The following is a 13844-nucleotide window of genomic DNA, read 5'->3' as shown; positions in this document are numbered from 1 at the left end:
CTCGACCGGCCACCTCGGTTGATTGATTCGGCGTGTGGCGCAAGGGTGCCGTAATCTCTTCGGGTTGCGCTAGAATATTACGCGGTTGCCGGTTCACGTCCGCCACAGGGGCGGTCGACCCGGGGCCCTTGGATCTAGGAGTAACCATGAAGCAGGGAATTCATCCCGATTATCATCCCGTTGAGGTCACGTGCTCGTGCGGCAATACCTTCATCACCCGTTCGACCGCTCCCGGCGATCATATGACGGTTGATGTCTGCTCGCACTGCCACCCCTTCTACACCGGCAAGCAGAAGATTCTGGACACCGGTGGTCGCGTGGCTCGGTTCGAAGCCCGTTACGGCAAGAGGACCAAGTAGCACTTCCAACGCCAGTCCCTTCCGGGTCGCTCTGCTATGCCCGGTGGGGACTGGCGTTTTTTATGACTTGAACCATGCGGATAAGCGGACGGGAAGGGTGCAGATGAGCGAGGAGCAGTTTCCGGCGGCGGTGGCTGCCGTCGAGGAGTACGGTCGCCTGGAAAAGCAGATGAGTCAACCCGAAACGGCTTCAGATCCGGCGCAGATCCGCAAGTTGGGTCGCAGACATGCTGAGCTCGCTCCCATCGTTGAAGCCTATAAGGCCTACCAGAGCGCCTTGGAAGACAGCCAGGCGGCCGAGCAGATGGCACGGGAGGATCCTGACTTCGCGCAAGAGGCCAAGGCCATGGCTGACCGGATACCGGACCTGGAGCAGACCCTGCGCACCGCTCTTATTCCGCGCGACCCCGATGACGGCCGCGACACGATCATGGAGATCAAGGCCGGCAGCGGCGGCGAGGAGGCGGCCCTCTTCGCCGGCGATCTGATGCGCATGTACGTGCGGTATGCCGAAAAGCGTGGCTGGACCACCGAAATCATGAGTGAGAACCGTACTCAGCTGGGCGGTGTCAAGGATGCCCAGCTGGCCATTCGCGCTCGCGGCCAGGTGGCTCCTGCCGACGGCGTCTGGGCTTCACTCAAGTACGAGGGTGGCGTCCATCGGGTCCAGCGTATTCCCGTCACCGAGTCCCAGGGCCGCATTCAGACTTCAGCCGCCGGAGTCATCGTCTTTCCTGAGGCCGACGAGGACGACGACGAGATCGAGATTGACCCCAAGGACCTCAAGGTTGACATCTTCATGAGTTCCGGCCCGGGAGGACAGTCCGTCAATACCACCTACTCGGCTGTGCGCATGACCCACATTCCCACCGGCATCGTGGTCTCCATGCAGGATGAGAAATCCCAGATACAGAATCGCCAGGCTGCCCTGCGGGTGCTCAAGTCCCGTCTGCTGGCCATGAAGCACGAGGAGGAGGCCGCCCAGGCCGCCGATATGCGCCATTCCCAGGTCCGTTCCCTGGATCGGTCCGAGCGTATCAGGACCTACAACTTCCCCGAGAGCCGGATTGTGGACCACCGCACCGGTTACAAGGCATACAACCTGGAACAGGTGCTGGACGGCGACCTGCAGGCTGTCATCGACTCCGATATTCAGGCCGACGAGGCCCGCAGAATGGCTTCACAGGGGTGAATCAGCCGGAGCAGGGGACCAGTCTGGCTGGACTGGTCGATAGGGGCCATCGCCTGTTGGCCCAGGCCGGTGTGTCTACGCCGCTCAATGATGCCAGGTTGCTGCTGGCTGATGCCCTTGGGTGCGATCTTCATCAGCTGGATCAGGCCCTGCTCTTGGACCGGACAGCTGAGGAACTGCTGACGAATGAAGGTGGTCGCAGACAGGCTGATGGTTTTCAGTCGGCGGCCCTGGACCGTTATCGGTCCCATCTGCAACGGCGGGCCGGACGCGAACCCCTGCAGTACATTCTTGGCCATACCTACTTCCGTTATTTGGATCTCCGCCTAGGACAGGGGGTCTTTATTCCCCGTCCTGAGACCGAAACGGTGGTCCAGGCGGGAGTGGATGCCTTGACCAGGGTGGATCATCCACTGGCAGTGGATCTGTGCTCGGGCAGTGGGGCCATCGGCCTGTCCCTGGCCACAGAGGTTCCAGGAGCGCGGGTCCGGGCCGTGGAGGTCGACAAGGAGGCATATCGGTGGGGCGCGTTGAACGCCGCCGCTCAGGAGGCCGCCATCCGGGAGGTTGGATCCGATTATCGGCTGATGCTGGCCGATGCCGCAAATGCCGCCACCCTGTCTGATCTGGATGGCCGGGTGGATCTGGTCATCAGCAACCCTCCCTACGTCCCCATGGATGCGATTCCCAGCCAGCCTGAGGTGCGTGACTGGGATCCGGACCTGGCCCTCTACGGTGGTTCGCCTGACGGATGCCTTTTGCCCTGCCGCATTCTGGACAGGGCCAAAATCCTGCTGGCTCCCGGCGGTCTGCTGGTCATGGAGCATGACGCCTCCCAGGGACCGGCCATGGTCGCTGCTGCACAGGCCAGGGGGTACCTTGAGGCACGCACCCATCAGGACCTGACTGGTCGAGACCGTTACCTGACAGCCCGGCGGCCAGTCTTCGCGTCCTAGCGGCCTGCCGTGGTCCTGGGATAGATTGGTAGCTGGTCACATGAACATGTCGAGCCGAAAGGTCGTGATGCAGGGTATGAGCCGGGTGATGACCTATGACAGTCGCTCGCCGCAATTGCTGGCCCGGGTGGTGGCCGCCGGTGGGCTGGCGGTCATTCCTACCGACACGGTCTATGGCATCGTCTGTGATCCATGCAATGACGAGGCCATCGATAGGCTCTTCCAGGCCAAGCACCGTCCCAGGACCAAGTCCATCCAGGTGCTGCTGGAGGGGGTCGAGGTTATGAAGCGACTGGATCTTAGCCTGCCTGCTCCTCTTGATCACCTGGCCGACGCCCTGTTGCCGGGGCCTTTTTCACCTATTGCCCTTGTAGGGCAGTCCTGCCCTCTGCGCACCCCTCGGATGGAGCCCGATGGTCCCACCCAGGCCGTCAGAGTGCCTGACTCGCCCATCTGTCGGGCACTTTTGCAGGTGACCGGACCTTTGGCCGCTTCCAGTGCCAATAGATCGGGTAATCCCAGCGTGGAGACCGTCCAGCAGGCCAGAGCCGAGCTGGGTGACAGCGTCGACCTTTACCTGGACGGGGGGCCGACCCCGGGTTCAGTGGCCAGTACGGTGGTGGAAGCCGACAAGACTGATCCTGATGGGATACATGTGCTGCGGCAGGGCGTAATCGGCGAGGCCCGGGTCCGTGCCCTTCTGCCGGGCCGGTCCAGCGGAGGGGAGGGCCAGTGAGGGTATACCTGTTCATTGCTGCCATCGCTGGCGGGGCCACCTGGCTGGTCATGCCTATGGTTCGTCACCTCGCCATCCGTGTCGGCGCTGTAGGCGTGGTCCGCGCTCGCGACGTGCATAAGGTGCCCACCCCTCGGATGGGCGGCCTGGGCATGCTGATTGGTTTTGCCGTGGCCATGTGCTTCGCCTCCCGCATTCCTTTTATTACAGGCCTCTTCCAGTCCGGCCATCAGGCCTGGGTCATCCTGGCCGGGGCAGTCGCCATCTGCCTGCTGGGCATAGCGGACGACCTTTGGGACTTGGATTGGATGCTCAAGCTGGCCGGCCAGCTGCTGATTTCGGTCTTCGTCTCCTGGGGTGGTATCCAGATCATCTCCCTGCCCCTGGGATCTCTTGTGGCGGCCTCGCCCAGCCTGTCCATGGCCATCACGGCGTTTTTGATCGTGGCCTCCATCAACGCGGTCAACTTCGTGGATGGGCTGGACGGCCTGGCTGCAGGCATCGTGGCAATAGGAGGCATCGCCTTCGCCATCTACTCCTATATCATCGCCCGCATCTCGCCCGACTACGCCTCCCTGGCCACGCTGATCGACGTGGCTATGGTGGGCATTTGTGTGGGATTCCTCCTGCACAACTGGCATCCGGCCAAGCTCTTCATGGGCGACTCGGGATCCATGCTGCTGGGATACCTGATTACTTGTGCATCCATTGTGGTCACCGGCCGGCTGGATCCGGCCACCATTCATGCCAGCATCTATCTGCCGGCCTTCATGCCTATTCTTCTGCCCATCCTGGTGCTTTTCCTGCCTGTTCTGGACATGTGCCTGGCCATCATCCGAAGGCTCAGCCACGGGCAATCACCCATGCACCCCGACCGCATGCACCTGCACCACCGTATGCTGCGCATCGGTCACACGGTTCGTTCCGCTGTCCTTATTCTCTGGGGCTGGGCCGCTCTGATCGCCTTCGGTTCGCTCTTTATTCTTTTCTTCCGCCTGCGATATGTCCTGATTGGTCTGGCTCTGGCCGCCATATTGCTGACCTTCGCCACCCTCTACCCCTACTACCGTCGTCGACTTCCTGAAATCAGGCGGGAGAACGCCCTTCTCGCCGCTCAAGGCTCACAGCATGCGGCCAGACCGCCCTGGCATCGTAAGAGTCGCCACAATAAAGATGAGGATGACTGATTCACTTGATGAAATTGTACGGACACGGTACCGCTAACGGTCAAGAAGCACTTGTAGCATAGTGCTATGGCTATGGAAAACCCACAAAGCGAACCCTCCTCCTACACTCAACTCCCCGACGCCTTCCAGAAAATCGGTCTGGCCTATGACGACGTCCTCCTGTTGCCCAACGAATCCGATGTCATCCCCTCTGAAGTAGACACCACCACCCGGCTGACTCGGAACATCACCATGAAGTCCCCGGTGCTTTCCGCCGCCATGGATACCGTCACCGAAGCCACCATGGCTGTTGCCATGGCCCGCAACGGCGGCATCGGCGTCCTCCACCGCAACCTCAGCATCGAAGATCAGGCCAATCAGGTCGACATCGTCAAGCGGTCCGAGTCCGGCATGATCTCCGACCCCCTGACCGTCACCCCGGATGCCACGCTGACCGACCTGGACAAGCTCTGCTCCACCTATAAGGTTTCCGGTCTGCCCGTGGTGGACCGTCGGCAACGGCTGGTGGGCATCATCACCAACCGTGACATGCGCTTCGTCAACCCAGCCGACTTCGACCGGCTCAAGGTCAGCGACATCATGACCAAGGACCACCTGATCACTGGTCCGTCCAACATCACCAAGGAGGACGCCCACCAGCTTCTGGCCAAGTACAAGGTGGAGAAGCTTCCCCTGGTCGATGACGAGGGCAAGCTGACCGGGCTGATCACCGTCAAGGATTTCGTCAAGACCGAGCAGTACCCCGAGGCAACCAAGGATGAGCGCGGCCGTCTGCGCGTGGCTGCTGCAGTCGGTTTCTTCGGTGATGCCTGGCAGCGCATCACCGCCCTGGCCGATGCCGGGGTCGACATTCTGGTCGTGGACACCGCCCATGGTCACGCCAAGCTCATGCTGGACATGATCCGTCGGATCAAGGCTGATCATGCTTTCGACCACGTGGATGTAATCGGCGGCAACGTGGCCACCCGCGAGGGTGCTCAGGCGCTGATTGATGCCGGCGTTGACGCGGTCAAGGTCGGCGTGGGCCCCGGCTCCATCTGCACCACCCGCGTGGTGGCTGGCGTGGGTGTGCCCCAGCTGACTGCCGTCTACGATGCCGCCCTGGCCTGCCGCCCTGCTGGTATCCCTCTGGTGGCCGACGGTGGAATTCATTACTCGGGTGACATCGCCAAGGCCATCGTAGCCGGAGCTGATTCGGTCATGCTGGGCGGTCTGCTGGCAGGCACTGAGGAGGCCCCTGGCGAGAAGGTCCTCCTGCATGGCAAGCAGTACAAGGTCTATCGGGGCATGGGCTCGCTGGGCGCCATGGCCCCGCGCGGCAAGAAGAGCTACTCCAAGGACCGCTACTTCCAGGCCGACGTCACCAGCTCCGACAAGGTGGTACCTGAGGGAGTCGAGGGCGAGGTGCCCTACCGCGGTCCGCTCAACTACGTGCTCTACGAGCTGGTTGGCGGCCTGCATCAGACCATGTTCTACACCGGTGCCCGCACCATTCCCGAGCTGCAGCGCAAGGGCCGGTTCATTCGGATCACCGATGCCGGTCTGCGTGAATCGCATCCACATGACATCGTCATGACCAAGGAAGCTCCGAACTACTCAGGCTTCCACAACTGAGCCTACATAGGCAGGTGATCGGTGCAGGATCTCATCAGGACCTGCGCCGATTGCATATCTCATGTCAGTTACGGTCCGGACGGCCGGGCTGACGACCCCTCCGCCGGTCACGTGCTGGCGATATCTTGTAATGTTCCGTCCAAGGCGGCGGAAGGAGCAATCCGGGAGGCAACCCGGATCTGAAAGGCGTACAGATGAGTGATAAGAATGATCTGACTTTCTCGGCGGAGGAATCCCGCATGATCTGGATAGACTGTGAGATGACCGGTCTGGATATCTTCCATGACGAGCTGTGCGAGGTCTCTGTGGTACCCACCGACTTCAACATGAAGGTTCTGGACAAGGGCATCGACCTGGTCATCAAGCCCTCCCAGGCGGCCCTGGATCATATGGGGGATTTCGTCAGGAAGATGCACACCTCCTCCGGCCTGATCGAAGAGATGAAAACCGGCCTGGACCTTGAGGAGGCCCAGCGTCAGGTGATCGAGTATGTCAAGCCCTTCCTGCCCAAGAACGGCAAGGCCCATCTGGCAGGCAACTCGGTGGGCTCCGACAAGAAGTTCCTCGACAGGTACATGCCCGATCTGATGGCTCTTCTTCATTACCGGGTCATTGACGTGAGCACCCTCAAGGAGCTGTCCCGCCGCTGGTACCCGGACGTCTACAAGAACAAGCCGGCCAAGCACGGCGGCCACAGGGCCCTGGCCGACATCATTGAGTCCATGGACGAATTGCGCTACTACCGCTCCATGTTCTTCCTTCCGGCTCCCGGACCCGACCAGGCCCAGTCAAAGGCCGGGGCGGAACAGATCGAGCAGACCAGTCTTCTGCGCCATTACGAAGAGTCCGGCAATCCTGTCGAGGATGCCAACAAGCCCGAGAAGACCGATTACTGACAGGCGTGGCCATGTACCTCTGACGTGGCACCATGGAGGCATGCAGCAATCCGAAGCCTTGACCATATTGAGTGCTGGGGCCAATGCCTTCATCACAGGTGCCCCCGGGTCAGGCAAGACCTTTGTGCTCAATGAGTTCGTCGCCCAGGCTCGTCAGGCCGGGGCGGTTGTGGCAGTGACAGCCTCGACCGGCATCGCCGCCACGCACATCAACGGCCAGACCATCCACTCCTGGAGCGGGGTGGGAATCGCCACCTGCATGACCGAATCGCTCTTGAAGCGGATCAAGACCCGCCGTCGCAGGCAGATCGAGGGCACCGACATCCTGGTCATTGATGAGGTCTCCATGATGCATGCCTGGCTCTTCGACATGGTGGACCAGGCCTGCCGGGCCGTCCGTCACAGCCCCGAACCCTTCGGAGGGATCCAGGTGGTCCTTTCCGGGGACTTCTTCCAGCTGCCGCCGGTGACTCGGTCCAACCGGGCTGCAGGAATACTACCCAGCCCTGAATTCCAGGCTGCCCGGGAACGCTACGCCCGGGCAGGCAAGGACCCGGACGGGTTCGTCACCGAATCCCTGGTCTGGCAGGACCTGGACCCGGTCATCTGTTACCTGACCGAGCAGCACCGCCAGGACGATGGACAGCTGTTGACCGTCCTGACTGACATCAGGGAGGGCGGCGTCACCCAGGAGGACCATGATGTCCTGGCCGCCCGTGTGGGCGCAGTGCCCGCTCCCGGCCAGGTGGCGGTCCACCTCTTCCCGGTCAACAAACAGGCCGACACGCTCAACGACCAGCGCCTGGCCTCCATCGACGAAGAGGCCCACCATTACCAGGCCACATCCCGGGGCGAGGCCAGACTTGTGGAGCGTCTGAAGAAGAACATGCTGGCCCCCGAGGATCTGGCCCTGAAGACCGGAGCCGCAGTCATGGCCCTGCGCAACGACCAGGATCATCAATATGTCAACGGCTCCATAGGTACAGTCAGCGGATTCACCAGCTCGGCCAAGGGGGGATGGCCGATTGTCTCCTTCCAAAACGGCAACGTGGTCACTATGAAGCCGGCCGCCTGGGAGACCATGGATGGTGACACGGTCTTGGCCGCGGTCAACCAGGTGCCTCTTCGCTGTGCCTGGGGGATCACCATCCACAAATCCCAGGGGATGACCCTGGATAGGGCGGTCATGGACCTGAGACGGACCTTTGCGCCAGGAATGGGCTACGTGGCTCTCTCCCGTGTGGAAAGTCTGGATGGGCTCTACCTGACGGGCATCAATGAGCACGCCTTCCTGGTTTCTCCCGATGCCGTCGTTCTGGATGCGGGTTTGAGGGCCGAGTCCAAGACGGCCTGCGCCCGTCTGAAGGATGAAGGTCCTGAGTCCTTCACCAAGCGCGCCGTTGGTCAGGAACCAGAAGACGAGTTCAGCCAGGACGGGCTTTTCTGAAGGGTCGCCTCTATCGGTCTTGGTCCGGTGCGCTCATTCGGGCTGCTGGAGACACCATGACAGACGGACCATGTCTTTAAGGGTGATTCCGTTCTCTACAATGGGCCGCTGGTAACGATTTACAAACTTAAACTTCCCACTTGCAAAAGTGGGCTTGTACCTTGAAAATTCAATAGTTTAGCCAATAAAAAAGCACAAGGCCTTTGTTCGCTTGATATAATTTAGTCAACCACAACATCATCAATATCAAACGAAAGGCTTGTGCTATGTCTAGTTTACCATCATTCGATACTGAAAATGAACCTAAAATCGCCCGTTCTGTTGAAAAGTTCTTCAAGGACTACAAAGTTATGGAGCTTCTCCGTAGATGTGGGCTCCGCAAGTCAAAAGGAATCCCTCTTTGGTCGATCCTTTCATACATCTTCAGTAATGTGTTTCGAGACAGAAGCATGTACATGCAACAGAAGTCTGGCAAGTGTACTGCTGGCTTCTCCAAAAACACCTACTATCGATTCATGCAGAACCCACATATCAACTGGCTCCGCTTCACTATTCTGCTAGCTGAGAAGATCGTCAATGGGCATCTGAAAGATCTGACCTCTGACCAACGTGCGGATTGCTTCGTCTTTGACGATTCGCTCTACTCCAGAACTGGATACAAGAAGACTGAGCTGGCTGCCAAAGTATTCGACCACGTTTCGATGACCTACAAGAAGGGCTTTCGGATGATGACCATGGGTTGGACTGATGGATCCTCCTTCGTCCCAATCGCTTCATCTCTCTTGTCCTCAAAGAATGATCAGAATGTCATCGGGACAACCAAGAAGATCGACAAGCGCACAATCGCGGCCAAAAGACGAATTATGGCCCAATCAAAGGGGACCGATGTAGTTATCCAGCTACTCGATCAAGCTTTGAAAGCAGGGCTTACTGCTAAGTACGTCATGTTTGACACTTGGTTCTCCAATCCTCATCAGATCGTCCAGATCAAGCAACGTGACCTAAACGTAATTGCCATGGTGAAGAAGAGTTCCAAGATCACATACGAGTTCGATGGTAAGCGGATGAACGTCAAGCAGATCTTCAGCGCATGCAAGAAGCGGCGAGGTCGTTCAAGATATCTCTTGTCCGTCCCTGTAAAGGTTGGAGATCCTGCCAAGGATGGTGCCCAGGTTGATGCCAGAATAGTCTGCGTAAGAAATCGCTCCAACCGCAAAGATTGGATCGCTCTTATTTGCACGGACATGATGATCGATGAAAATGAGATCATCAGAATTTACGGCAAAAGATGGGACATCGAAGTCTTCTTCAAGACCTGCAAGAGTTTCTTGAAACTTGGTACTGAATACCACGGCCTCTCATATGATGCATTGACTGCCCATACGGCTTTCGTCTTTCTGCGCTACATGTTCATGTCAGTTGAGAAGCGAGATGATGAAGATGATAGGACAATAGGCGAGCTCTTTTACTGCATGATAGACGAGCTTGCGGACATTACTTTCCATCACTCCCTTCAGATCCTGGTGGAAGCCATGTTCGAGAGCGTGAAAGAGATCTTCCAACTGACAGAAGAGTAGATGGAAAGGTTCACCAAAGCTTTCATTTCCCGCCTCCCGAAGTACATGCAAGAGGCTATATCGCCATCACTAGCAGCATAATTGAATATTTACTGGTTAAACTATTGAGTTTTCAAGGCTTCATAGTTCTTTTTGGTGTGGGAAGTTTAAGTTACAAAATAATCCCGTTCAATGCAGTCCATGCGAAATCCGCAAGTCTGGTAGAAGCAAAGGGCGCCAAAACTGGTGGATCCGGTGCCGACTTCCAGTCTGCTCAGACCCAGCCCGACAGTTTCCATCTTGGCTCGTTCTATTAATCTGCTTCCAAGTCCCTGTCTGCGAAAAGCGCGGTTCACGCTGATATCGGCGATTTCCAAGGCGTCTGTAACCGGTCTGATAAGCAGCATGACGCCGGCCAGGGCTTGTTCCACTCGGATTTCATAAGCGCGGGAATTGGTGAAAACGTCATGGATTATCCGTTCCGAAGGATCTGCCTCCAGGAGAAGCGTCATGTGCTCTGCATCGAGGTCGGTGAAGGTCTGGATGGTCACACCCGGCTCTGATGACATAGGTGCCCGCCTTGTCCTTGTAAATCAGAAAACCTGTTTGATATACAACCATCATATCTTGGCCCTCTTTATAGGAGAGGGTAATACTGGAGAGATGCCGGATGTCAGGATGTTAGGTTGAGGATTTGCCGACCTTTTCCGGTATGCGCCGTTTGGTTTGGGTTCGGTTGACGGCCAGGTGGACTCGGACAAACTCCTGCGCTGCTAAGGCCGGCAGGGTCTAACACCTCTCACAAGCAGCTATGCTGGCTCTTTATTTCTTGTCCATGATCATTCCCCGGCCTCCGGTGACCGTCCAGAGTATGACGGCGAAGACCGTCAAGACTGTGGCAATCGCCGGCCAGATTCCCTGTCCAGGAACTGGCGGTTTGATGTCCTCGGGGTATAGACGAAGCGTCAGCCCCATGCCTACCTGCATACCCTGGCTGGCGATATTGATCACTGCCAGCCCTACGCCCAGCCCAAGCCCGTAGAAACGACCCAGTAATGCGATGCCGAGCATGACCAAGGCTGTGTCGACCAGGCCGTTGCAGGCAGCCAGTCTGAGCAGCGACTGTGCGGTTGTCGGGTCACCGTGGGAGCTAGGTATGGTAAGGAGGAGGCTGAAAAGAAACGGCAGCATCAGCACGCCTGTCCCGGCAGCCAGGGCTCGCCAACGGACGCGCGCCAGATTCAGGCGCTCCCAGGTGGGCATAAGCGGGGCGAGCATGACCAAGGCACATGCGCTGAACGCCGCGTAGGCCAGCTCGGCCATGGGCACGACACTTGGCACGGCGCTTTTGCCTTGTGGGCATTGGGTGTGCACAGCGTCGTTGAATACCACTGCATGTGGATCAGGAAGGCAGACGTACCCGTAATAGGCTGGTCGAGCATAGATCTCTCCGCCGGTAGCGGAAGCGGAGACGGAGGCGAGCAGGAAGGGCACGGCCGCAGCCAGCGCAACGAATGCCAAGGCTGCCCATGGGTGGCGCCCAGCCAACCATCCGACCGAGATTCCGCCTCTCATGGAACCACGTCGATGCCGACCGCCCATCAGTGGTTCTTCCCAAGATCATCAATGACATCGGACGGCGTGACGGCGCAGCGTTCGATCTCAGAGAGGTTGCGACGCACGTAGGCATGGAACTCTTCATCAGTGGCATCGTTAAGCAGATCAGCGGCAGGGCCTCGGGCGCTTCCCATCCCGGATGCCCCGCTTCCTCTGCCACCCATCGACTCGTAGGCGGTCTCGCTCATGCGCACGGGCAACTGCTCCAGCACGAAGGCGGACACACTGGCACCGTCATCCAACGTCCCTTGTTTATAAACGTTTTCAAGTGCCGTAGCCGCGCAGTCGGCATGGACGAATTCCTTCACAATGGTCTCTGTGACGTTTTCTAGGCCGCTGTATCGTCCAGTGCGTTCGGTGACTGTGTCGGTCATTACCTGTATCTTTTTGCCGCCCAAGTGTTGCAGTTCGGTCATGCCTTGGCCGGTGAGATTCCATGCCTGGCCATGGGTTGTGGGCGTAAATGCGTTACCCAGCAAAAGCACAAGGCCCGAGCTGTCCTCCACACTGTCCTTGGGGAACCATGAGGCGGCCGACCGCATATATCGCATATAGCGTCTCAGGTGGGCATCATCATCCGGGTGGGCACACACTGATAGCGGCACGCCGTCTATGCTTTTGCAGACAGGGGTGAACGGAGCGGACCGGCGCCATTCTGCCGGACCGGACATGGCGACTAGGCCCCCGGCAGCAGTCGGAACAAGCAGAAGCACCGCCAAGGGGGCGACTATCCATGACAGGCCAGGCCGCCACCGGTGCGCAGTCAGAATGCATGCCGCTGTGGACGCGGCCAGCACTACTACGACCAAGACCCAGCGTGCTGTCACCGCTGAAGGGTTAATGCTGAGTCCCGGCTCGGCACCGATGCCCGTGTTCATCACGGGCATCGCCACCGCAAGCGGCGACCCCCAAGATTGGGGAAACACATCTCCCCTGGGGGTGCGTGGCATCAGCAGCATCACGCTGACCCAACACAGTGCGGCAGGCAGGAGCGTGGCCGGAGCCAGGGACCAGCGGCTACCCATGATAGTGCCGAATGAGTAACCTAGGGCGAACATAGCTGCTGGCGCTGCCATGCCCATGAGCAAGGCTCCCACGGGAACCGACCCGCCAGTGAACCGCAGTGTCTGGACGATGGCAGGAAGACATCCTGCCGCATAGGCTAGGGCACACAATGCAGCACCCTTGAGGACAGGAACGCCGTATCTTCGGACAGCCGAGCCTCCAATCCAGGGTGGCGCCACCATAGATCGAGGGGAGCATGCCTTCCAGGCGCCCCATGCCCCGAACATGCAGGCGATTACATCAGTTACCAGATGCATGAAGGTCAGATCAAGCTGTAATTGGGCATTTGTCAACGCGAACAAAGACACGTCTGATCGTCCAATTCCGTAGTTGCTCACCGAGCTTACGGCCGGATACGACATCATTGCAAGAAAGAACACCAGCGAGCTCACCGGTGACAAGGGATTAAGCAACCGGGCCATCATGAAATCCATTCCTGGTCGGATGGCAGAGGCTCGGTCCCTGTCAGCAGTCGTCGATAACCGGATTCCCAAGGAGATGCCATAGAGTCCTCAGGAGCGGCCAAGGCGGCGAGATCATCCATGCCCCCGTTCAGGAGCAGATGCCCGTGATCGAGCACCAGTACACGGTCGGCAATTGCGGCCAGGTCCTCGACCAAATGTGTGCTCACCAGCACTGTGTGGCTGTCGGCATAGGCATCGAGGAATTTACGCACCTCAATGCGCTGCACTGGATCGAGGCCAACGGTCGGCTCATCCAAGACAAGCACGTCGGGACGGGCGACAATTGCACACGCGATGCCCGCACGTTGACGCATGCCACCGGACAGGCTGCGCACCGGGCGGCGGGATTCCCCAGACAATCCCACCTGCTCCATGGCCCACACCGTTGCATCGCAGGAAGCTTTCCAGGACAGACCGCGCGCCCAGGCGGCGTACCGCACGTTGCGCATCAGGCTTGAAGTATTCATCAGCTCGAACGATTGCGGCAAATATCCGATCCGACTCCTGGCCCGACGTCGTCCAGCGCCAGTCAGCACATTCGCTCTGGCAACCCTTACACTGCCCGAGGAAGGACGCGACAAGGTGGTCACAATATTCATCAGGGTAGTCTTGCCGGCACCGTTGGGACCCAGGAGCCCGAATACGCCGTTGCCGAAGCTCAAGGACACATCCGACAGTGCCTGTTTACGTCCGTAGGAGAAGGACACGTGCGAGAGAGAAACGTCTACTTTATAAGTCACCATTGAACCAAGCTA

General features: G+C 58.8%; 13 protein-coding genes. 9 read left to right on the top strand and 4 right to left on the bottom strand.

Annotation, left to right across the window (positions count from 1 at the left end; all coding sequences use genetic code 11):
- The first annotated feature begins 146 nt into the window (after nt 1–146).
- The 9 genes from rpmE to ACUIAI_RS05640 all read left to right on the top strand — a co-directional run bounded on the left by rpmE (nt 147) and on the right by ACUIAI_RS05640 (nt 9964).
- Nucleotides 147–359, top strand: a complete 213-nt coding sequence (gene rpmE, locus ACUIAI_RS05680; RefSeq protein ID WP_015022244.1) for a 50S ribosomal protein L31 — start codon at nt 147–149, stop codon at nt 357–359.
- 103 nt (nt 360–462) lie between these two features.
- A complete protein-coding gene (gene prfA / locus ACUIAI_RS05675; RefSeq protein ID WP_101432704.1) occupies nt 463–1551 on the top strand; it encodes a peptide chain release factor 1 in 1089 nt (362 codons plus the stop codon).
- Nucleotides 1548–2507: a peptide chain release factor N(5)-glutamine methyltransferase gene (prmC, locus tag ACUIAI_RS05670; protein WP_445341821.1), complete on the top strand. Its 960-nt coding sequence runs from the start codon at nt 1548–1550 to the stop codon at nt 2505–2507. Before prfA ends, prmC begins: the two co-directional genes overlap by 4 nt.
- Nucleotides 2508–2583: 76 nt before the next feature.
- Nucleotides 2584–3243, top strand: a complete 660-nt coding sequence (locus tag ACUIAI_RS05665; RefSeq protein ID WP_445342825.1) for an L-threonylcarbamoyladenylate synthase — start codon at nt 2584–2586, stop codon at nt 3241–3243.
- Entirely contained in the window at nt 3240–4430 is a 1191-nt protein-coding gene (locus ACUIAI_RS05660) for an MraY family glycosyltransferase (protein ID WP_445341820.1), read from the top strand. Before ACUIAI_RS05665 ends, ACUIAI_RS05660 begins: the two co-directional genes overlap by 4 nt.
- A gap of 66 nt (nt 4431–4496) precedes the next feature.
- Nucleotides 4497–6044 carry an IMP dehydrogenase gene (guaB, locus tag ACUIAI_RS05655; protein WP_029678705.1) on the top strand — a complete coding sequence of 516 codons (1548 nt, stop codon included), beginning with the start codon at nt 4497–4499 and terminating at the stop codon, nt 6042–6044.
- A 194-nt stretch (nt 6045–6238) separates the two neighbouring features.
- Nucleotides 6239–6940, top strand: a complete 702-nt coding sequence (gene orn / locus ACUIAI_RS05650; RefSeq protein ID WP_045935639.1) for an oligoribonuclease — start codon at nt 6239–6241, stop codon at nt 6938–6940.
- A 40-nt stretch (nt 6941–6980) separates the two neighbouring features.
- Complete coding sequence (locus ACUIAI_RS05645; RefSeq protein ID WP_445341819.1) at nt 6981–8387, top strand: PIF1 family DEAD/DEAH box helicase; 1407 nt, start codon at nt 6981–6983, stop codon at nt 8385–8387.
- 266 nt (nt 8388–8653) lie between these two features.
- Nucleotides 8654–9964, top strand: a complete 1311-nt coding sequence (locus ACUIAI_RS05640; RefSeq protein WP_445341818.1) for an IS4 family transposase — start codon at nt 8654–8656, stop codon at nt 9962–9964.
- Between the two features lie 146 nt (nt 9965–10110).
- On the opposite strand, the gene ACUIAI_RS05635 is transcribed toward ACUIAI_RS05640, so the two are convergent.
- From ACUIAI_RS05635 to ACUIAI_RS05620, 4 genes are all read right to left on the bottom strand, one after another.
- A complete protein-coding gene (locus tag ACUIAI_RS05635; RefSeq protein ID WP_445341817.1) occupies nt 10111–10512 on the bottom strand; it encodes a GNAT family N-acetyltransferase in 402 nt (133 codons plus the stop codon).
- Between the two features lie 253 nt (nt 10513–10765).
- On the bottom strand, nt 10766–11464 hold the full coding sequence (locus ACUIAI_RS05630; RefSeq protein ID WP_445341816.1) for a hypothetical protein: 699 nt from the start codon (nt 11462–11464) through the stop codon (nt 10766–10768).
- An 80-nt stretch (nt 11465–11544) separates the two neighbouring features.
- Nucleotides 11545–12882: a hypothetical protein gene (locus ACUIAI_RS05625; RefSeq protein WP_445341815.1), complete on the bottom strand. Its 1338-nt coding sequence runs from the start codon at nt 12880–12882 to the stop codon at nt 11545–11547.
- Between the two features lie 164 nt (nt 12883–13046).
- Nucleotides 13047–13832 (bottom strand): ABC transporter ATP-binding protein, encoded by a 786-nt coding sequence (locus tag ACUIAI_RS05620; protein ID WP_445341814.1) that lies wholly within the window; start codon nt 13830–13832, stop codon nt 13047–13049.
- Nucleotides 13833–13844: the final 12 nt, after the last annotated feature.

This window comes from Bifidobacterium sp. ESL0827, from assembly GCF_052606685.1.
Note: the sequence above shows the minus strand (reverse complement) of the source record. Positions and strands in the feature narration are given on the sequence as shown.

Excerpts from the sequence above, each read along its gene's own strand:
- ACUIAI_RS05620 (WP_445341814.1), bottom strand. The coding sequence starts at position 13,832 with ATGGTGACTTATAAAGTAGACGTTTCTCTCTCGCACGTGTCCTTCTCC.
- rpmE (WP_015022244.1), top strand. The coding sequence starts at position 147 with ATGAAGCAGGGAATTCATCCCGATTATCATCCCGTTGAGGTCACGTGC.
- guaB (WP_029678705.1), top strand. The coding sequence starts at position 4,497 with ATGGCTATGGAAAACCCACAAAGCGAACCCTCCTCCTACACTCAACTC.
- orn (WP_045935639.1), top strand. The coding sequence starts at position 6,239 with ATGAGTGATAAGAATGATCTGACTTTCTCGGCGGAGGAATCCCGCATG.
- ACUIAI_RS05665 (WP_445342825.1), top strand. The coding sequence starts at position 2,584 with ATGAGCCGGGTGATGACCTATGACAGTCGCTCGCCGCAATTGCTGGCC.
- ACUIAI_RS05640 (WP_445341818.1), top strand. The coding sequence starts at position 8,654 with ATGTCTAGTTTACCATCATTCGATACTGAAAATGAACCTAAAATCGCC.
- ACUIAI_RS05635 (WP_445341817.1), bottom strand. The coding sequence starts at position 10,512 with ATGTCATCAGAGCCGGGTGTGACCATCCAGACCTTCACCGACCTCGAT.
- prfA (WP_101432704.1), top strand. The coding sequence starts at position 463 with ATGAGCGAGGAGCAGTTTCCGGCGGCGGTGGCTGCCGTCGAGGAGTAC.
- ACUIAI_RS05645 (WP_445341819.1), top strand. The coding sequence starts at position 6,981 with ATGCAGCAATCCGAAGCCTTGACCATATTGAGTGCTGGGGCCAATGCC.
- ACUIAI_RS05625 (WP_445341815.1), bottom strand. The coding sequence starts at position 12,882 with ATGCATCTGGTAACTGATGTAATCGCCTGCATGTTCGGGGCATGGGGC.